Source organism: Streptomyces sp. NBC_01017 (assembly GCF_045162795.1).
GTDB classification, from domain to species: Bacteria; Actinomycetota; Actinomycetes; order Streptomycetales; family Streptomycetaceae; genus Streptomyces; species Streptomyces machairae.
Genome location: NZ_CP108683.1, coordinates 6,374,402 through 6,392,620, shown reverse-complemented (window position 1 = coordinate 6,392,620; position 18,219 = coordinate 6,374,402). Strand labels below are relative to the sequence as shown.

The window sequence follows — 18,219 nt, the reverse complement described above, 5'->3', positions numbered from 1 at the left end:
CGGCGACGCATGACGAGCATGTCGAGGGCGAGGGTGGCACGGCGGATCGCGGCGGGCGCCGCGTACGGCGGAGGCGGCATCGGTCTGGCGGGGGCGGCGGCCGTCGGTCTGGTCCTCGCCGAGGTGCGGATGGCCCGGCGCCACGTGGGCAACGGCACGAGCAACCACGTACCGAACGCCGACGGCCGGTACGGCCGGTTGTACGCCACCCCGGGCGAACCCCTTCTGCGCCTGACGATCCTCGGCGACTCCACGGCGGCCGGGCAGGGCGTGCACCGGGCGGGGCAGACACCGGGGGCGCTGCTGGCGTCGGGTCTTGCGGCGGTGGCCGAACGCCAGGTGGTGCTGCGCAACGTGGCTCTGCCGGGCGCCCGCTCGGACGACCTGGACCGCCAGGTGGCCCTGGTGCTCGCCGATCCGGCCCTGGTGCCCGACATCTGCGTGATCATGGTGGGCGCGAACGACGTCACGAACCGCATGCCGGCCACGCGCTCGGTGCGCCACCTGTCCGCTGCCGTACGGCGCCTGCGCACGGCCGGCGCGGAGGTCGTGGTGGGCACCTGCCCCGACCTCGGCACGATCGAACCGGTCCAGCAGCCGCTGCGCTGGCTCGCCAGACGGGCCTCACGCCAGCTGGCGGCCGCCCAGACGATCGGTGTCGTCGAACAGGGCGGCCGCACGGTGTCGCTGGGCGACCTGCTGGGCCCGGAGTTCGCGGCTAACCCGCGCGAGCTCTTCGGCCCCGACAACTACCACCCCTCGGCGGAGGGCTACGCCACGGCGGCGATGGCGGTCCTGCCGACGCTCTGCGCGGCCCTGGGCCTGTGGCCGGCGGAGGAGGAGCGCCCCGACGTCACCCGCCGCGAGGGCTTCCTCCCGGTGGCCCGCGCGGCAGCCGAGGCCGCGTCCGAGGCGGGCACGGAAGTCACCGCAGCCATGCCGACCGGCCCGAAAGGCCCCTGGGCCCTGCTCAAACGACGCCGCCGGCGGCGGGTACAGGAAGCCGAGCCGACATCCACACCACCCAGCCCCTCCGGCGTCTGAGGACGAGGCCCGCCACGACGCACCCCCGGAGGCCGCGTCCGAGGCGGGCACGGAAGTCACCGCAGCCATGCCGACCGGCCCGAAAGGCCCCTGGGCCCTGCTCAAGCGACGCCGCCGGCGGCGGGTACAGGAGGCCGAGCCGACATCCACACCACCCAGCCCCTCCGGCGTCTGAGGACGAGGCCCGCCACGACGCACCCCCCGAAGCCCAAGCAAGCGCTTAGAAAGTTGCGGCAAAGGTCACATGCCCATTCCCGTGACCCGATGGGTACGTACGGGTAACTTCCCTCACAGCCCTGCCCGACCCCCGGTTATGCCAATGGAGCCGTGATGCCCGAAGCCGTGATCGTCTCGACCGCCCGCTCCCCCATCGGCCGCGCCTTCAAGGGCTCCCTCAAAGACCTGCGCCCCGACGACCTCACCGCCACGATCATCCAGGCGGCGCTGGCCAAGGTCCCCGAGCTGGACCCGCGCGACATCGACGACCTGATGCTCGGCTGCGGCCTCCCCGGCGGCGAGCAGGGCAACAACCTCGGCCGCATCGTCGCCGTACAGATGGGCATGGACCACCTCCCGGGCTGCACCGTCACCCGGTACTGCTCCTCGTCCCTGCAGACCTCCCGCATGGCCCTGCACGCCATCAAGGCCGGCGAGGGCGACGTCTTCATCTCGGCCGGCGTGGAGACCGTCTCCCGGTTCGCCAAGGGCAACTCCGACAGCCTCCCCGACACGCACAACCCCCTCTTCGCGGAGGCGGAGGCCCGCACCGTCGAGGTCGCCCAGCAGGAGGGCACGACCTGGCACGACCCGCGCGAGGACGGGCTCGTCCCCGACCCTTACATCGCCATGGGCCAGACCGCCGAGAACCTCGCCCGGGCGAAGGGCATCACCCGCCAGGAGCTGGACGAGTTCGGCGTCCGCTCGCAGAACCTCGCCGAGGAAGCCATCAAGAACGGCTTCTGGGAGCGCGAGATCACCCCGGTGACCCTCCCCGACGGCACCGTCGTCAGCAAGGACGACGGCCCCCGCGCCGGCGTCACCATGGAGGGCGTGGCGGGCCTCAAGCCGGTCTTCCGCCCCGACGGCCTCGTCACCGCCGGCAACTGCTGCCCCCTCAACGACGGCGCCGCCGCGCTCGTGATCATGTCCGACACCAAGGCCCGCGAGCTCGGCCTCACCCCGCTCGCCCGCATCGTCTCCACCGGTGTGTCCGGCCTGTCCCCCGAGATCATGGGCCTCGGTCCGGTGGAGGCCTCCCAGCAGGCCCTGCGCCGCGCCGGTCTCGGCATCGACGACATCGACCTGGTCGAGATCAACGAGGCGTTCGCCGCCCAGGTGATCCCCTCCTACCGCGACCTGGGCATCGACATCGACAAGCTGAACGTCAACGGCGGCGCCATCGCCGTCGGCCACCCCTTCGGCATGACCGGCGCCCGCATCACCACCACGCTCATCAACTCCCTCCAGCACCACGACAAGCAGTTCGGTCTGGAGACGATGTGCGTCGGCGGCGGCCAGGGAATGGCGATGGTCATCGAGCGCCTGAGCTGAAACCGGCCATTTCGAGCCCCTGGGTAGTCAACTCACGACCCAGTGTGAGCCTTCGGCCCAGAACCCGGGAAACCCCGCGGTTCTGGGCCGTTTTGTGATCCAATCTCCCCCAGGATGTGACCTATCTCCCTCGCCGGAGGGATTTACGCAGGTCAGAGCGGTTCACCGCTAAACATCAGGCCCAAGGTCCTGTCCGTTTGGTGACGTTACGCACTGACAGCTGGATAGTCCGCCCTTCAAGCTGATGTAGGAAGTCGGGGGTCGACTTTGAACCGGGAGTACGTCAGTGAGCGCCATGCCGATTGCCTTGCTGCTCACCACGGCCGCCACCGGCGCCGTGGGCGTCGCCGTCCTGCGCACCCTCATGGTGCTGCGCCGGCAGGTCGCGGCCCTGCACACCGAGCTGGCTCGGACCAACGCGGGCTCGGCCCGCGGCCTCGTCCCGCCGGCCCGCCTCTCCGCGGACGCCGATGAGATACGCGCCGCGGTGGCCGAGGCACTCGCCGAGGAGCGCGAGCGGGAGCTGGCCGAGGCGCGGGCCTTCTGGGCCGCCCAGGAGTCCCGTGACGCCGGCGACGCGCCCACCCTGCTGGGCCTGTCCGACAGTGAGCTGTTCCTGCCCCGCCAGGCCGATTTCGCGGGCCTGGAGCACCTGGAGCCGGTGACCGAGTCGACCGCGGACGCCGACGAGTTCGCCGGGGAGTCCCCCGAACTGGCCGCGGCCCGCCGCCGGCACCCCTCCCACCCGGACTTCGTCCCGGTCTCCTCACCGGCCGTGAACGATCACGAGCGCACGGTGGCCACCCTTGAGGACCTCGCCGCCTCCGCCACCGAACTGACCGACGTCCGCCCGGGCCCGCTGGGCACTCTCGACGTCTACGTCTTCGCGGACGGCACGACCCTGTGCATGACCCCGGGCCACCGCGAGACGGCGGAACGCCTCGCGACGGCCCTGCGCGCGGGCGAGACGCCGGTACTGCTGGGCGGTTCGGGAGTCTCGGGCGCGTACACGCTGACGTTCGCGTGCGGCGAGGAGAACGTCTACATCCTGGCCGACCGGGTCATAGCGTCCCTCTAGCCTCTGAGGCGCCGGGGACCACAACGCCCTCAGGGGCGCGGGGAACCGCGCGACCGGCCCCCACGCACCCGCGGCCGCCGACGACGCTCAGACGCCCGCCCTCTTCTGCGCCTCCTCCACCAACCGCACGGCTTCGGACACCTGGTCGTCGCTCTCAAGAACAACTGCCAAGTCCTGCACGGCAACGGTGATCTGATCCGCCGCAGCGAACATCCCGGCATCAGGCATCACTCGAGGCTCAACCCCGGGCGCCTCCAGAACCTGCGCCCACCGAGCCAACTCCCTGGCCAGCGCCAGTGCCTCCGCGGCCGCGCTTCTCTGCAGCCGGCTCTGCGGCGCCGCCCGCAACCGGTCGGCGAAGTGATCTACGGCTCGGGTCAAACGCGTCGTATCAACCACGCCGTGAGCGTACGCGACTGTTGCCAACGGGCGAACGCTCAGGCACGGTGACCTGAAGGACCGGCTTACATCCCCTTTGCGTCCGGAGGCGCCGATGTCCCACGTCCTCTCCGAGGAGACCCACCGCAACATGCTCGCCCGCATCCCCCACTGCACCGGTCGTGAAGTCTCCGACTGGCTCCGCACGGTAGAAGAAGGCCCGGCCCTCGTCCGCTTCGAGGAGAAGGTCAGCTGGCTTCGCCACGAATACGACCTCGCGTACGGCCACGCGAAGGCGATCGTCCACGAGTACGACCTGAGGAGGGCGGCGCGCAAATTCCTCTAGGCGCGCACACACGACGAAGGGCCCCGGAATGATCCCGGGGCCCTTTGCTGCAAAGCCGTCGCAGACTAGTCGCTGCTGTTGAGGATCGAGATGAGCCTCAGGAACTCCATGTAGATCCACACCAGCGTCAGCGTGAGGCCGAAGGCGGCGAGCCAGGCCTCCTCGCGCGGCGCGCCGTAGGCGAGGCCGTCCTCCACCTGCTTGAAGTCCAGGGCGAGGAAGCAGGCGCCGAGCAGGATGCCGACGATGCCGAACACGATGCCGAGCGGGCCGCTGCGGAACCCGAGGCCGTCACCGCCGCCGAAGACGGCGAACAGCAGGTTGACCGCCATGAGCAGGATGAAGCCGAGCGCGGCCGCCATCACGAAGCCGACGAAGCGCCGGTTGACGCGGATCCAGCCCGCCTTGTACGCGACCAGCACGGCGGCGAACACCGCCATCGTGCCGATCACCGCCTGCATGGCCGCACCGCTGGCGATGCGGCTGTCGACGACGCTGGAGACGACGCCGAGGAACACGCCCTCGAGCGCGGCGTAGGACAGGATCAGCGCGGGCGAGGCCTTGCGCTTGAAGGACTGGACGAGCGCCAGAACCATGCCGATCAGACCGGCGACGATGGCGATGCCGTACGACCGGCTGATGTTCGCGTCGTCGACGGGCAGCAGCACCCAGGCGAGGGCCGCTGTGACGATCAGGGTGCCGAGCGTGGTGCCCGTGCGCAGGATGACGTCGTCCATCGTCATCCGGCCGGTGGTGGCCGGGGCCTGCGGCGGTGCGCCGTGCTGAAGGTCCGTCTGGGCGTAAGGGTTCTGCGCGTACGGGTTGCCGGCCGGCTGGGCATACGGGTTGCCCTGCGTGCCGACTGCGGCGCCCCCGGCCTGCGGCGCGGTGTTGAAGCCCGCGTAGCCGTTGTCGCGGCTGAACCCCCGTCGCGAGAAGACCGGGTTGCTGCTCCTCATTTCACTCCTCCATGGCCACCGTGCGTGGCCTTGGCTCAAGAGTAATAGGTTGGCAAAGGATCGATCCTAATACCTGCGGAGGATCTTTCCCTCTTCGTGCTGCGCAACACGGTACGCGGCTGGGTGATTCCCGGCCATGGACGGGATCATTCATGACCAACCTGGGACGTGGCCGGAACCCGTCGGAGATCACTCCCCCGGCCCGCACCGGCGCTCACCCGAACGGAAAGCCCGTGTACCCCTCGGCCAGGTCCGTCTCGGCGGCCCGCGACGACGCGATCCGCTCCAGTCGGGCCAGCTGGAGCCGGTCCTCGAACGGCGTTGCGCCGGGGGCCCGGTGCAGCAGCGTCGTCATGTCGTACGAGAACCGCTCGGCCTGCCAGACGCGGCGCAGACAGGTCTCGGAGTAGGCGTCGAGCAGCTCCGCCGAACCCGTCTCCCGCTGATACGTCAGTGCGCGCGCGAAGGTGACGACGTCCCCGACGGCCAGATTCAGCCCCTTCGCACCCGTGGGCGGCACGATGTGTGCCGCGTCACCGGCCAGGAACAGGCGGCCGTACCGCATGGGTTCGTGGACGTAGGAGCGCATGGGGGTGACGGACTTCTGGGTGATCGGGCCGCGCCGGAGCCGCCAGTCGTCGTCCGTCTCGAAGCGGTGTTCCAGCTCCGCCCAGATCTCGTCGTCGCCCCAGTGCTCGGCGTCGGTGCCGTCCGGCACCTGGAGGTAGAGGCGGGAGACCGACGAGGAGCGCATGGAGAGCAGGGCGAAGCCTCGGTCGTGGCGGGCGTAGACCAGTTCGTCGTGGGAGGGCGGCACGTCGGCGAGGATGCCGAGCCAGCCGAAGGGGTACGTCCGCTCGAAGACCCGGGTCAGCTCGGCGGGGATCGCCTTGCGGGACACGCCCCAGAAACCGTCGCAGCCGACGAGGTAATCGCACTCCAGGACGTCCTCGCGCCCCTCGTGCCGGTAGCGCACGCGCGGGGTGTCGGTGTCCGCGCCCTCCACCGCGAGCGCCTCCGCCTCGAACAGCAGCGGGCCGCCCTCCTTCAGTTGGAGGGCGATGAGGTCCTTGCAGACCTCGGTCTGGGCGTAGACCATCACCGACCGGCCACCGGTGAGTGCGGGGAAGTCGACGCGGTGGCGCTTGCCGGCGAACCGCAGCTCGATGCCGTCGTGCCCGAGGCCTTCGCGGTCCATGCGCTCTCCGGCGCCGGCCGCGCGCAGCACGTCCACCGTGCCCTGCTCCAGGATCCCGGCGCGCTGGCGGTGTTCGACATAGGCGCGGTCGCGGCTCTCCAGGACGACCGAGTCGATGCCGGCGTTGTGGAGCAGACGGGCGAGGAGGAGGCCGGCCGGGCCCGCTCCGATGATGCCGACGGTGGTGCGCATCGGTCGCCTTCCTTCGCTGTTCGCCAGGTGAAACTTCATTCACCATCTTCTGACGCGAGTCTCCGACCGCACCCGCCCGCTGTCAACGGTTCGGTGAAGTCTTGAAGGGAGCTTGCAGGAAGCTCGGAGGGAAGAAGAACGTCGGAAGGTGCCCAGAGCCGGACTTGAACCGGCACGCCCGCGAAGGGGCAGCGAGGTTTAAGCTCGCCGTGTCTGCATTCCACCATCTGGGCAGGCCATGGGCTCCGCATCGAGGTTCCGAGCCTATCGGGATACATCCCCCGAACAGCGGACGGGCGGACCGATGTTGTCTTATTTTATTGACGTCTGAGGGTGCATCAGCCCACGGAACACGCCATCAGCACTTGCCAATAGCCTTACGTGCGCCAGTCGACGGCGCATACGGAATGACGGAATTTCACCGTCCGAACGAGGACGCTCCACCTGTTCTTGACGCGAGCGGCCGTCAGGGGTCCTCGTCATCCTCAGGTATGACGCGGCGGGGTCCGGTCCATCCGCAGACTGCCTTCGGAACCGGAACAGCGACTGACTACACGGCGCGATTCGGCCGGGAGGATGGACGACGTCCCCTCGTACACACCGTCGTCCCTCAGGAGTGCCTTCTCGTGACCACCGCATCCATCGCCGGCCGGGCCACCTCCGTGGCCGCGCGTGCCACGGATCTGTCGAAGATCTACGGACAGGGCGAGACCCAGGTGGTCGCCCTGGACCGGGTCACCGTCGAGTTCCGGCAGGCCGAGTTCACCGCGATCATGGGCCCGTCCGGCTCCGGCAAGTCCACGCTGATGCACTGCGTGGCCGGCCTGGACACCTTCTCCTCCGGTTCGGTACGCATCGGCGACACCGAGCTCGGCTCCCTGAAGGACAAGCAGCTGACCAAGCTGCGCCGGGACAAGATCGGCTTCATCTTCCAGGCGTTCAACCTGCTGCCGACGCTGACGGCCCTGGAGAACATCACCCTCCCGATGGACATCGCGGGCCGCAAGCCCGACAAGCAGTGGCTGGACTCGGTCATCCGGATGGTCGGCCTCGCCGACCGCCTCAGCCACCGCCCCGCACAGCTCTCCGGCGGCCAGCAGCAGCGCGTCGCCGTCGCCCGCGCCCTGGCATCCAAGCCCGAGATCATCTTCGGCGACGAGCCCACCGGAAACCTCGACTCGCGCTCGGGCGCCGAGGTGCTGGGCTTCCTGCGCAACTCCGTACGGGAGTTGGGGCAGACCGTCGTGATGGTCACGCACGACCCGGTGGCCGCCGCATACGCGGACCGCGTGGTCTTCCTCGCCGACGGCCGGATCGTCGACGAGATGTACCGGCCGACCGCGGACAACGTCCTCGACTTCATGAAGCAGTTCGACGCGAAGGGCCGCACCAGCTGATGTTCCGCACCGCCCTGCGCAACGTACTGGCGCACAAGGCCCGGCTCCTGATGACCGTGCTCGCCGTCATGCTCGGCGTCGCGTTCGTCTCCGGCACCCTGGTCTTCGCCGACACCCTCTCCAACGCCTTCCGCAACCAGTCGGCGAAGAGCTACGACAACGTCGCCGTCTCCATCACCTCGTACGCCGACCCCGACGACGCCAAGGAAGAGCCCGGCCTCTCCCGGAAGACCCTCGACAAGATCGCCGCGGTGGACGGCGTCGACGCCGCTTACGGCCGTGTCGAAGGCTTCGCCGGAGTCGCCGACCCCGACGGGAAGCTGATCGGCGTCGGCTGGTCCAACAAGGGCTCCAACTTCGCCCCCGGCAAGGACGGCAAGGACACCGCCTACACGTTCACCGACGGCTCGGGCCCGGTGAAGGACGATCAGATCGCCCTGGACAAGGAGTCCGCGACCAAGGGCGAGTACCAGGTAGGCGACCGGGTCCGGGTCGCCACCAACGGGCCGGTGAAGGAGTACACCCTCAGCGGCGTGTTCACCACCGAGGACGGCGCCGTGAACGCCGGCGGCAGCCTCGTCCTCTTCGACACCGCCGTCGCCCAGAAGCAGTACCTCAAGCCGGGCTACTTCGAGAGCGCCACCGTCACCGGCGCCCCCGGCGCGGACGACGCGAAGATCCTGGACGCGGTCAAGCCGCTGCTGCCGAAGTCCGCCGAGGCCAAGACCGGCCAGGCGCTCGCCGACGAGCAGGCCGAGCAGATCGAACAGGGGATGAGCTCGCTCAAGCAGGTCCTGCTCGGCTTCGCGGGCATCGCGCTCTTCGTCGGGATCTTCCTGATCTCCAACACCTTCACGATGCTGGTCGCCCAGCGCACGAAGGAGATCGCCCTGATGCGCGCCGTCGGTGCGTCGCGCAAGCAGATCACCCGCTCGGTGCTCGCCGAGGCCGCGGTGGTGGGCCTGGTCGCGTCGGTGATCGGCTTCGTCCTCGGCATCGGGCTGGCGATGGGGCTGCGCTCCGGTATGGCCGCGTTCGAAATGAAGATCCCGGACGGCCCGCTGGTCCTGTCCGCCACTCCGGTGCTCGCCGCGATCGGCGTCGGTGTGCTGATCACGATGTTCGCCGCCTGGCTGCCCGGCCGCCGGGCCGCGAAGATCCCGCCGGTGGCGGCCATGAGCAGCGTCCACGCCATCGCCACCACCAAGTCGCTGGTGGTGCGCAACTCCATCGGCGCGGCCATCACCGCCCTCGGCGCCGCCGGGATCGTGGCGGGTGCCTCGGCCGGCGGCGAGAGCGGCCGGATGTCCATCGGGGCGGGGGCGTTCTTCGCGCTGATCGGCGTGATCATCCTGATCCCGCTGCTGTCCCGGCCCGTGATCGCGCTCGTCCGTCCGCTGCTCGTCGGCCCGTTCGGGGTGGCCGGGAAGCTGGCCGGCCAGAACGCGGTCCGCAATCCGCGCCGTACCGGCGCCACCGCCTCGGCGCTGGCGATCGGACTGACGCTGGTGACCGGCCTGTCGGTGCTCGGCATCACGGTCGGCACGGCCATCGACAAGATGACCACGGACAACATCAAGGCCGACTACATGGTCTCGATGGCCAACGGCGGGGACCTCGACCAGTCCGCGCTGACGGCGCTGGAGAAGGCCAAGGGAGTCTCGGCGGTCTCGCCGCAGCAGAGCGTCTACTTCCAGCTCGGTGACGAGGACTTCGTGTCCGCTTCGGCGGTCACGCCGGGCGACATCGAGCAGGTCCTGAACGTCGACGTCGTCAGCGGCAACATCGATTCGCTCGCGGCGGGCCGGATCGCCGTCGCCGAGAAGACGGCCAAGAGCAACGGCTGGAAGCCCGGCGACAGCATCCCCGTCACGTTCAACGACGAGAAGAAGGGCAAGCTCGAGGTCGGCGCCGTCTTCAAGGACAGCGAGTTCCTCTCGCCCGTCCTCGTGGACACGAAGGTCGTGAACCCGCACGAGGTGCAGCCGTACATCCAGCAGATCTTCGTGAAGGTGGACGGCGGCCAGTCCGCGGCGAACGAGAAGGCCCTGATCAACGCGCTGGGCGACAACCCCGCGATCAAGGTCATGGACCAGCAGGACATCCGCAACGAGTTCGGCGGGGCCATCAACACCCTGCTGAACATCATGTACGGCCTGCTGGCGATGGCCCTGATCATCGCGGTGCTGGGCGTCGTCAACACCCTCGCGATGTCGGTGTTCGAACGGCAGCAGGAGATCGGCATGCTGCGTGCGATCGGTCTCGACCGGCGCCGTGTGAAGCGGATGGTCCGGCTGGAGGCCGTGGTCATCTCGGTGTTCGGGGCGGTGGTCGGCATCGGTCTCGGCTCCTTCCTCGGCTGGGCGATCGGCGAGACCATCGCCGAGCAGATCCCGGGCTACCGACTGGTCCTGCCCTGGGACCGGATCGGGATCTTCCTGGTGCTGGCCGGACTGGTGGGCGTCCTCGCCGCGCTGTGGCCGGCACGTAACGCCGCGCGGCTGAACATGCTGAACGCGATCAAGACCGAGTGACCCCAGCCCCGGCACACCGAAGGGCCGGGCTTCCCCACCACGGGGAGCCCGGCCCTTCGGCTTGCGTACCTCTTGCGGCCGGATCAGCGAAGCTCGGGCTCACTCCACGTGCGGGCCCGCAGCGGCATCCCGGAGTCACCGGAGTCGGGTGTCCTGATGGCCAGCACCTGGTTGACGCCGATGCGGTTGCGCTCGAAGGCGAGCGCGCAGGCGGCCATGTACAGCCGCCAGACACGGGCCCGTCCGATGCTGGTGAGCTTGACGGCCCGGGACCAGTCGGCGTCCAGGTTGGCGACCCAGCGGCGCAGCGTCAGGGCGTAGTGCTCGCGGATCGACTCGACGTCGCGCACCTCGAAACCGGCGCGTTCCAGCTGGGTGACGGTGACGCCGATGGGCTGGAGCTCGCCGTCGGGGAAGACGTAGGAGTCGATGAACTCGTCCACCTCGTACGTGGATTCGTCCCGCTGCGGACGGCGCCCGATCTGGTGGTTGAGCAGCCGCCCGCCGGGCTTGAGCAGCCGGTGCAGTACGTCGGCGTACTCCAGGTACCGCTCGGCGCCGACGTGTTCGGCCATGCCGATGGAGGAGACGGCGTCGTACGGCCCGTCGCCGACGTCCCGGTAGTCCTGTACGCGGATCTCCACCTTGTCGGTGAGGCCCTCGTCGGCGATGCGCTTGCGGGCGTAGGCCGCCTGCTCCTGGGAGAGGGTGATGCCGACGACGCGCACGCCGTACTCGCGGGCCGCGTGCATCGCCATCGAGCCCCAGCCGCAGCCGACGTCGAGCAGCCGCAGGCCGGGCCGCAGGGCGAGCTTGCGGCAGACGAGGTCGAGTTTGTCGTGCTGGGCGGCCTCAAGCGTGCCGTGCGGGGGCGGGGCGGGCCAGTAGGCGCAGGAGTACACCATGGACGGGCCGAGGACGATCTCGTAGAAGTCGTTGCCGACGTCGTAGTGGTGGCTGATCGCGCGTCTGTCGGTGCGCTTGGTGTGCAGGTGGGCGCGGGCCCGGCGCACCTCCTCGGGAGGCGGCGCGGGCGGCAGCGGAAGACCGCTGAGCTTGACGAGGCCGCGGACGGCGGCGCGTACGTCGGGATCCCGGAGCGCCTGAGCCAGGCTGCGGGCATCCTCCCCGCGCTCCCACACGAGCCCCGCGAGCAGATCGAGGGCGGTGTACAGGTCGCCCTCGATGTCGAGGTCCCCGGCCACCCAGGCCCGGGCCAGTCCCAGCTCGCCGGGCTTCCACAGCAGCCGCCTGACGGCGCGGCGATTGCGTACGACGAGGGTCGGCGCGCCCGGCGGGCCCTCCTGCGAACCGTCCCAGGCGCGAATGCGCACCGGGAGCGGAACCCCCAGCAACTGTTCGAGCAGGCCCTTCAGCCGCACCGCGGCGTCTGGCATGGCGCACACCTCCGTGATGGGATCCCGGAATGTCCAACACCACGTAAACACCTGCAAGCCCCGTGCGCAGTCCCCCACGCGCGTTACAGCTGGGCAAACCCTGGGAAGGCGTACGCGCCCGGCACCGCGGGCGACCGCCCGGACAGCCCGAAGGGGGCCGCCCGCACCACGGATGGCGGGTGGCCCCCTTCGGGGTCGTTCAAGTGACCGGGGGTCAGGAGGCCTTGGCCTTCTCGCCCTTCTCGGCGTTGCTCGCGGGAGCGACCGGGGCCGGCTTCGCGGCCTCGTAGAACTCCTCGCGCGGGGACTCCAGCGCGCCCAGCGCCACGACCTCGCGCTTGAGGAACATGCCGAGCGTCCAGTCGGCGAAGACGCGGATCTTGCGGTTGAAGGTCGGCATCGCCATACCGTGGTAGCCACGGTGCATGTACCAGGCGAGACGGCCCTTGAGCTTGATCTTCACCTTGCCCATGACGATCATCGCCACGCCCTTGTGGAGGCCGAGGCCCGCCACCGCACCCTTGTTGGCGTGCGAGTAGTCCTTCTGCGGGAAGCCCCGCATACCGGAGATCACGTTGTCGCCGAGGACCTTGGCCTGACGCAGGGCGTGCTGCGCGTTCGGCGGGCACCAGGCGTTCTCGTTGCCCGCCTTGCGGCCGACGAGGTCCGGGACCTGGGCGTTGTCGCCGGCGGCCCAGATGTAGTCGGTGCCCTTGACCTGGAGGGACGGCTCGCAGTCGACGTGACCGCGGGGGCCGAGCGGCAGACCGAAGCGGGTGAGGGCCGGGTTCGGCTTGACGCCGGCCGTCCACACGATGGTGTTGGAGTCGACCTCGAGGCCGTTCTTCAGCACGACGTGGCCGTCGACGCAGGAGTCCATGGAGGTCGAGAGGTAGACCTCGACGCCACGGGCCTCCAGGTGCTCCTTGCCGTACTGGCCGAGCTTCGGGCCGACCTCGGGCAGGATCTTGTCGGCGGCGTCGACGAGGACGAACCGCATGTCCTCGCGGGACACGCTGGTGTAGTACTTCGCCGCGTCGCGGGCCATGTCCTCGACCTCGCCGATGGTCTCCGCACCCGCGAAGCCACCGCCGATGAACACGAAGGTGAGCGCCTTGCGGCGGATCTCCTCGTCGGTCGTGGAGTCGGCCTTGTCGAGCTGCTCAAGGACGTGGTTGCGCAGGCCGATGGCCTCCTCGATGCCCTTCATACCGATGCCCTGCTCGGCGAGGCCGGGGATCGGGAAGGTGCGGGAGACCGCGCCCATCGCGATGACCAGGTAGTCGAAAGGCAGCTCGTACGCCTCGCCCACCAGCGGGGCGATCGTGGCGACCTTGCGGTCCTGGTCGATGGTGGTGACCCGGCCGGTGAGGACCTCCGCCTTGGGCAGCACGCGTCGCAACGGGACGACGACGTGGCGCGGGGAGATGCTGCCGGCGGCGGTTTCGGGGAGGAAGGGCTGGTAGGTCATGTACGACCGGGGGTCGACGACCGTGACGGTCGCCTCTCCGTAGCGCATCTTCTTGAGGATGCGCCGAGCTGCGTACAGGCCTACGTACCCACCGCCTACTACGAGGATCCTGGGACGCTCCGTGGTGCTCATGCCATCGAGTATCCACCTGCCCCAGGGGGGTCGCTCGTGCGCCCCTTCACAAGCTCTTGCAGCCCCTGTGCTACACTCCCCGGCCCGCGTGACGCAGGTCATGGTCACGATCGGGAACCGGGATGCGATACGCCCCGTTGTCAATGCCGCGTGAGCTGCCTCTCTATCCCTCCGGGGCCCCTGTGAGCGGACCGGAACACCCTCGGGCGAGCGGCTCCCAGAGCCTCTTTACACCGGCCATCTGAACATGTTCAAGGGGCTGTTCACCCCTCGGAAGGGTCAACCGACACCGATCTGTGGTCCGACAGGGCCGAATTCCTTGTGAAGAACTTCACGAACTTTCTCGAGCGGGCTCCTGCGGCGGGTCGACGAGGGCCCCGAAAGCCCCCCTCGGGGGCGCTCATACGCTAGCCGACCTGCTCAACCGAAAGCTACCCACCGGTAATAAATCGAGCCCCGGACCACCCCGCGGTGGCAATCTGAGGCACCGTCACCCGGTCGGCCACACTCCGCGCGAAATTGATCAGAAGGGCACATAACGTGCAGCCATGATCACCTCACAGAAGGCGCCCCTGCGGGCTGCCAAGCGAATAGTCTCGGTCGGCGCTGCCCTCGGCATCGCCCTTGCGTTGGGTACGGCTGCCGCTTCCACTGCGACAGCGGCACCCGCCGCCATGAACGCCACTGCCGTACAGTCCAGTCCGGCCCACGGCGGCCATGGCGACGACGGAGGGTGCAGCGGCCTCCTCGTCCTCCTCTGCAACTGACGGACAGCCCGCACGGGCTTTGACGCGACGGCCCCGGTACCTCATGGAGAGGTACCGGGGCCGTCGCGCGTCTTCGCGCCATCCGCGGGCGCCCCGCGGCTCAGTGGCCACGTCCGCCCTACCGGGCCGCCTCCGCCACCTTGAAGGCGATGCCGTCGAGGATGTCGTGCTCGCTGACGACGACCTCCTCGGCGCCGATCCGTTCCATGATCGCGAGCAGCACCAGCGCGCCCGCCGCGATGACGTCAACTCGCCCCGGGTGCATGGACGGTACGGCCGCGCGCTCGGCGTGGGTGGAGTGCAGGAGCCAGTCGGTGATCTCGCGGACCCGGTCGTGACTGATCCGGGAGTGGTGGATGCGGGCCGAGTCGTACTCGGGCAGGTCCTGCGCGATCGCCGACACCGTGGTGACCGAACCGGCAAGCCCCACCAGCGTCCTGGCCTCGCGCAGCGGCACCGTCTCCTCGGCCAGGTCGAGGGCCGCCTCGATGTCGGCCCGCATCGCGGCGATCTGCTCCTCGGAGGGCGGGTCGGAGACGACGCCGTCGCGGACCAGATGGCGCTCGGTCATCCGCACGCAGCCGACGTCCACGGAGCGCGCCGCGCGGACGTGCTCCTCGCCGACGACGAACTCGGTCGACCCGCCGCCGATGTCCACGACGAGGTAGGGGCGGTGCAGGTCCTCGCGCCCCACGAGCTCCTTCGTCGCGCCCGTGAAGGAGAATTCGGCCTCCTGGTCCCCGGTGACGACCTCGGGCTCGACGCCCAGGATGTCCATGACCCCGCGGACGAACTCGTCCCGGTTCTCGGCGTCGCGGGAGGCCGACGTGGCGACGAACCGCAGCCGCTCGGCGCCGTGCTCCTTGATGATCGCCGCGTAGTCACGGCAGGCGGCGAAGGTCCGCTCCAGCGCCTCGGGCGCGAGCCGCCCCGTGCGGTCGACGCCCTGGCCGAGCCGCACGATGGTCATACGGCGGTCCAGGTCGACGAGTTCCCCGGTCTGCGGGTCGACGTCGGCGACGAGGAGCCGGATGGAGTTCGTACCGCAGTCGATGGCTGCGACGCGGGTCACCGGCCGTCCTCCTCGGACTTCCCGGACGCCTCGGAGTTCCCGGACGCCTCGGAGTTCCCGGACGCCCCGGAGTTCCCGGACGCCCCGGACTTCTCGGGGAGCGTCACGCACGCGCCCTTGCTCCACCACTGCGGCAGCATCGCGATGGCCTCGTCCCCCAGCGGATTGACACCGGGCCCCGCGGCCAGCGAGTGCGCGACCAGCACGTGCAGACACTTCACCCGGTCCGGCATACCGCCCGCGCTCGGAAAGCCCGTCAGCTCCTCGATCTCGTCGCGCCGCCGGATGTAGTCCTCGTGCGCCGAGCGATACGCCGCGGCCAGCTCCGGGTCGGACTCCAGCCGCGCGGTCATCTCCTTCATCACGCCGTTCGCCTCCAGCGTGCCGATCGCCGACGACGCCTTCGGGCACGTCAGGTAGTACAGCGTCGGGAAGGGCGTGCCGTCGGGCAGCCGCGGGGCCGTCTCGACGACGTCCGGCTGCCCGCACGGGCACCGGTGCGCGATCGCGCGCAGCCCGCGCGGGGGACGCCCGAGCTGCTGCTTGAAGGCCTCGACGTCCGCGTCGGTGGGCTCGGTGCGCGGGGTGGGCGGCGGGGCGGTTTCCATGCCTGTCTTTCTGTCTGTTCTCGTCGGCGGTCTCTCGACCGGTCCGGACGATCGGTTCACTGCCGGGACGCGTCGGCCTTGTCGACCCCGTCCCAGATGTTCGCGTACCAGGGGCGGTCGGCCGCACCCAGCTCGGCGCGCGACTGCTTGGCCGCGTCCGGGTCGATCACGATGTAGCCGGTCTCCCCCGGCATCACATAATGCAGCCGCAGCCGGATCTGCTGCTCGGCGTAGGCGTCGTCCTGCCAGCGTGCCTTGACGTCGCGCAGTTGCTCGACCCGCTGTGCGGCGTCTTCCTTCTCCTGCTGCATGTCCGCGATCTCGGCGCGCTGGGAGACGTACTGCCTTATCGGGTAGGCGAGGGCGACGACCATGGTGCAGACGACCAGCGCGAGCAGCGCGGCGCGTCCGGTGAGCCTGGAGCGCCGGGCCTGCCGCTTCGTCTGGGAGCGGTAGACACGGGCCGCCGTCTGCTCGCCGAGCAACCGGATCCTGGTCGCGGTGGAGAACCGGTCCCGATCCTTGACGGCCATGTCCCGCCTCCCGTTTCACATGCGTACGTCCCCGCACACGGTACGGGACCGAGTACGGGGACGTACGTACGACTGGCTAAGCCTCACCCCAGGTTGGGGCTCAGCGGCTCAGCGGCTCAGCCCTTGAAGCGCGGGAACGCGCTGCGGCCGGCGTACACCGCCGCGTCGTCGAGGATCTCCTCGATGCGCAGCAGCTGGTTGTACTTGGCGACGCGCTCGGAGCGGGCCGGGGCGCCGGTCTTGATCTGGCCGCAGTTGGTGGCGACGGCCAGGTCGGCGATGGTGACGTCCTCGGTCTCGCCGGAGCGGTGGGACATCATGCACTTGAAGCCGCTGCGCTGGGCCAGCTCGACGGCGTCCAGGGTCTCGGTGAGCGAGCCGATCTGGTTCACCTTCACCAGCAGGGCGTTGGCGGCGCCCTCGTCGATGCCGCGGGCCAGACGCTCGGGGTTGGTGACGAACAGGTCGTCGCCGACGAGCTGGACCTTGTCACCGAGCTTGTCGGTGATGGTCTTCCAGCCGTCCCAGTCGTCCTCGAACAGCGGGTCCTCGATGGAGACGAGCGGGTACGCGTCGACGAGCTCCGCGTAGTACTCGGTCATCTCGGCGGCCGAGCGCTCCTTGCCCTCGAAGGTGTAGACGCCGTCCTTGTAGAACTCGGACGCGGCGACGTCGAGCGCGAGGGCGATCTGCTCGCCGGGGGTGTAGCCGGCCTCCTTGACCGCCTCAAGGATGAGGTCGAGGGCCTCGCGGTTGGAGCCGAGGTTCGGGGCGAAGCCGCCCTCGTCGCCGAGGCCGGTGGCCAGACCCTTGCTCTTCAGGACCTTCTTCAGCGTGTGGTAGACCTCGGCGCCCCAGCGCAGGGCCTCGGAGAAGGACTCCGCGCCGATCGGGGCGATCATGAACTCCTGGATGTCCACGTTGGAGTCGGCGTGCGAGCCACCGTTCAGGATGTTCATCATCGGCACCGGCAGCAGGTGCGCGTTCGGGCCGCCCAGGTAGCGGAACAGCGGGAGGTCGCTGGCCTCGGAGGCGGCGTGGGCGACGGCGAGGGAGACGCCGAGGATGGCGTTGGCGCCGAGGGAGCCCTTGTTGTCGGTGGCGTCCAGGTCGAACATCGCCTGGTCGATCAGGCGCTGCTCGGTGGCGTCGTAGCCGACCAGCTCCGGGCCGATCTGCTCGATGACGGCGAGGACAGCCTTCTCCACGCCCTTGCCGAGGTAACGGTTCGAGTCGCCGTCGCGGAGCTCGATGGCCTCGAAGGCGCCCGTCGAAGCGCCGGACGGAACAGCAGCACGACCCGTGCTGCCGTCGTCGAGGCCGACCTCGACCTCGACCGTGGGATTGCCTCGGGAGTCCAGGATTTCCCGGGCTACGACGACGTCGATGGACGGCACGAGCATCTCCTTCTTGGGATGTGAAGCACTGTGTCGCTGGTGGTGCGGGGCTGTGAGCCTTGCGACTAGAGCCTAACCGCCCCGGGGACATCGGCAGCCGACCGACCGTCCCGTGGACAGGACCGAACCGTACCCATTGTTCCCTACCGGAACAAAGGGTGGGTG

General features: G+C 69.6%; 16 protein-coding genes, 1 tRNA gene and 1 pseudogene. 8 read left to right on the top strand and 10 right to left on the bottom strand.

Annotation, left to right across the window (positions count from 1 at the left end; all coding sequences use genetic code 11):
* Window positions 1-9: 9 nt before the first annotated feature.
* The 4 genes and pseudogenes from OG331_RS29380 (at window position 10) to OG331_RS29365 (ending at window position 3,673) form a co-directional block, all read left to right on the top strand.
* Window positions 10-1,044 (top strand): GDSL-type esterase/lipase family protein, encoded by a 1,035-nt coding sequence (locus OG331_RS29380; RefSeq protein ID WP_391398836.1) that lies wholly within the window; start codon window positions 10-12, stop codon window positions 1,042-1,044.
* A 28-nt stretch (window positions 1,045-1,072) separates the two neighbouring features.
* Window positions 1,073-1,219: pseudogene (locus OG331_RS29375) on the top strand (SGNH/GDSL hydrolase family protein); the annotation flags it as partial.
* Window positions 1,220-1,374: 155 nt separating this feature from the next.
* A complete protein-coding gene (locus OG331_RS29370; RefSeq protein WP_406201643.1) occupies window positions 1,375-2,595 on the top strand; it encodes an acetyl-CoA C-acetyltransferase in 1,221 nt (406 codons plus the stop codon).
* A gap of 295 nt (window positions 2,596-2,890) precedes the next feature.
* On the top strand, window positions 2,891-3,673 hold the full coding sequence (locus OG331_RS29365; protein ID WP_328884421.1) for a hypothetical protein: 783 nt from the start codon (window positions 2,891-2,893) through the stop codon (window positions 3,671-3,673).
* Window positions 3,674-3,760: 87 nt separating this feature from the next.
* Here OG331_RS29365 and OG331_RS29360 read toward each other — a convergent pair whose 3' ends face one another.
* The gene (locus OG331_RS29360; protein WP_406201641.1) at window positions 3,761-4,072 is read right to left on the bottom strand and encodes a hypothetical protein; all 312 of its coding nucleotides are present in this window, start codon (window positions 4,070-4,072) and stop codon (window positions 3,761-3,763) included.
* 94 nt (window positions 4,073-4,166) lie between these two features.
* Here OG331_RS29360 and OG331_RS29355 point away from each other — a divergent pair, with 94 nt between their 5' ends.
* Window positions 4,167-4,397: a DUF4287 domain-containing protein gene (locus OG331_RS29355; protein WP_030049879.1), complete on the top strand. Its 231-nt coding sequence runs from the start codon at window positions 4,167-4,169 to the stop codon at window positions 4,395-4,397.
* Between the two features lie 65 nt (window positions 4,398-4,462).
* On the opposite strand, the gene OG331_RS29350 is transcribed toward OG331_RS29355, so the two are convergent.
* From OG331_RS29350 to OG331_RS29340, 3 genes are all read right to left on the bottom strand, one after another.
* Window positions 4,463-5,356 (bottom strand): Bax inhibitor-1/YccA family protein, encoded by an 894-nt coding sequence (locus OG331_RS29350; RefSeq protein WP_406201639.1) that lies wholly within the window; start codon window positions 5,354-5,356, stop codon window positions 4,463-4,465.
* 214 nt (window positions 5,357-5,570) lie between these two features.
* The gene (locus OG331_RS29345) at window positions 5,571-6,746 is read right to left on the bottom strand and encodes a 4-hydroxybenzoate 3-monooxygenase (RefSeq protein ID WP_406201636.1); all 1,176 of its coding nucleotides are present in this window, start codon (window positions 6,744-6,746) and stop codon (window positions 5,571-5,573) included.
* Between the two features lie 149 nt (window positions 6,747-6,895).
* Window positions 6,896-6,979: transfer RNA gene (locus OG331_RS29340), tRNA-Leu, on the bottom strand.
* A 393-nt stretch (window positions 6,980-7,372) separates the two neighbouring features.
* On the opposite strand from OG331_RS29340, the gene OG331_RS29335 reads away from it, so the two are divergent.
* On the top strand, window positions 7,373-8,143 hold the full coding sequence (locus OG331_RS29335; protein WP_406201634.1) for an ABC transporter ATP-binding protein: 771 nt from the start codon (window positions 7,373-7,375) through the stop codon (window positions 8,141-8,143).
* A complete protein-coding gene (locus OG331_RS29330; protein ID WP_406201631.1) occupies window positions 8,143-10,677 on the top strand; it encodes an ABC transporter permease in 2,535 nt (844 codons plus the stop codon). The genes OG331_RS29335 and OG331_RS29330 overlap by 1 nt, the downstream gene beginning before the upstream one ends.
* A gap of 83 nt (window positions 10,678-10,760) precedes the next feature.
* Here the strand turns inward: OG331_RS29330 and OG331_RS29325 are convergent, their stop codons facing one another.
* Both OG331_RS29325 and OG331_RS29320 read right to left on the bottom strand, forming a co-directional pair.
* Window positions 10,761-12,074: a class I SAM-dependent methyltransferase gene (locus tag OG331_RS29325; RefSeq protein ID WP_406201628.1), complete on the bottom strand. Its 1,314-nt coding sequence runs from the start codon at window positions 12,072-12,074 to the stop codon at window positions 10,761-10,763.
* A 214-nt stretch (window positions 12,075-12,288) separates the two neighbouring features.
* Window positions 12,289-13,677 (bottom strand): NAD(P)/FAD-dependent oxidoreductase, encoded by a 1,389-nt coding sequence (locus OG331_RS29320; protein WP_328881169.1) that lies wholly within the window; start codon window positions 13,675-13,677, stop codon window positions 12,289-12,291.
* 548 nt (window positions 13,678-14,225) lie between these two features.
* Between OG331_RS29320 and OG331_RS29315 the strand changes: the two genes are divergently transcribed.
* The gene (locus OG331_RS29315; RefSeq protein ID WP_328881168.1) at window positions 14,226-14,444 is read left to right on the top strand and encodes a hypothetical protein; all 219 of its coding nucleotides are present in this window, start codon (window positions 14,226-14,228) and stop codon (window positions 14,442-14,444) included.
* A 118-nt stretch (window positions 14,445-14,562) separates the two neighbouring features.
* Here OG331_RS29315 and OG331_RS29310 read toward each other — a convergent pair whose 3' ends face one another.
* The 4 genes from OG331_RS29310 to eno all read right to left on the bottom strand — a co-directional run bounded on the left by OG331_RS29310 (window position 14,563) and on the right by eno (window position 18,054).
* On the bottom strand, window positions 14,563-15,516 hold the full coding sequence (locus OG331_RS29310) for an exopolyphosphatase (RefSeq protein WP_406201624.1): 954 nt from the start codon (window positions 15,514-15,516) through the stop codon (window positions 14,563-14,565).
* Window positions 15,513-16,124, bottom strand: a complete 612-nt coding sequence (locus tag OG331_RS29305) for a DUF501 domain-containing protein (RefSeq protein WP_406201622.1) — start codon at window positions 16,122-16,124, stop codon at window positions 15,513-15,515. Before OG331_RS29305 ends, OG331_RS29310 begins: the two co-directional genes overlap by 4 nt.
* 56 nt (window positions 16,125-16,180) lie before the next feature.
* Window positions 16,181-16,657 carry a septum formation initiator family protein gene (locus OG331_RS29300; RefSeq protein ID WP_406201620.1) on the bottom strand — a complete coding sequence of 159 codons (477 nt, stop codon included), beginning with the start codon at window positions 16,655-16,657 and terminating at the stop codon, window positions 16,181-16,183.
* Window positions 16,658-16,773: 116 nt separating this feature from the next.
* Window positions 16,774-18,054: a phosphopyruvate hydratase gene (gene eno / locus OG331_RS29295; RefSeq protein WP_362384715.1), complete on the bottom strand. Its 1,281-nt coding sequence runs from the start codon at window positions 18,052-18,054 to the stop codon at window positions 16,774-16,776.
* Window positions 18,055-18,219 lie beyond the last annotated feature (165 nt).

What these genes read in the sequence shown, in the direction of transcription:
- OG331_RS29380 (WP_391398836.1), top strand. Translation starts at nt 10, where the DNA reads ATGACGAGCATGTCGAGGGCGAGGGTGGCACGGCGGATCGCGGCGGGC.
- OG331_RS29370 (WP_406201643.1), top strand. Translation starts at nt 1,375, where the DNA reads ATGCCCGAAGCCGTGATCGTCTCGACCGCCCGCTCCCCCATCGGCCGC.
- OG331_RS29365 (WP_328884421.1), top strand. Translation starts at nt 2,891, where the DNA reads ATGCCGATTGCCTTGCTGCTCACCACGGCCGCCACCGGCGCCGTGGGC.
- OG331_RS29355 (WP_030049879.1), top strand. Translation starts at nt 4,167, where the DNA reads ATGTCCCACGTCCTCTCCGAGGAGACCCACCGCAACATGCTCGCCCGC.
- OG331_RS29350 (WP_406201639.1), bottom strand. Translation starts at nt 5,356, where the DNA reads ATGAGGAGCAGCAACCCGGTCTTCTCGCGACGGGGGTTCAGCCGCGAC.
- OG331_RS29345 (WP_406201636.1), bottom strand. Translation starts at nt 6,746, where the DNA reads ATGCGCACCACCGTCGGCATCATCGGAGCGGGCCCGGCCGGCCTCCTC.
- OG331_RS29330 (WP_406201631.1), top strand. Translation starts at nt 8,143, where the DNA reads ATGTTCCGCACCGCCCTGCGCAACGTACTGGCGCACAAGGCCCGGCTC.
- OG331_RS29325 (WP_406201628.1), bottom strand. Translation starts at nt 12,074, where the DNA reads ATGCCAGACGCCGCGGTGCGGCTGAAGGGCCTGCTCGAACAGTTGCTG.
- OG331_RS29320 (WP_328881169.1), bottom strand. Translation starts at nt 13,677, where the DNA reads ATGAGCACCACGGAGCGTCCCAGGATCCTCGTAGTAGGCGGTGGGTAC.
- OG331_RS29315 (WP_328881168.1), top strand. Translation starts at nt 14,226, where the DNA reads ATGATCACCTCACAGAAGGCGCCCCTGCGGGCTGCCAAGCGAATAGTC.
- OG331_RS29305 (WP_406201622.1), bottom strand. Translation starts at nt 16,124, where the DNA reads ATGGAAACCGCCCCGCCGCCCACCCCGCGCACCGAGCCCACCGACGCG.
- OG331_RS29300 (WP_406201620.1), bottom strand. Translation starts at nt 16,657, where the DNA reads ATGGCCGTCAAGGATCGGGACCGGTTCTCCACCGCGACCAGGATCCGG.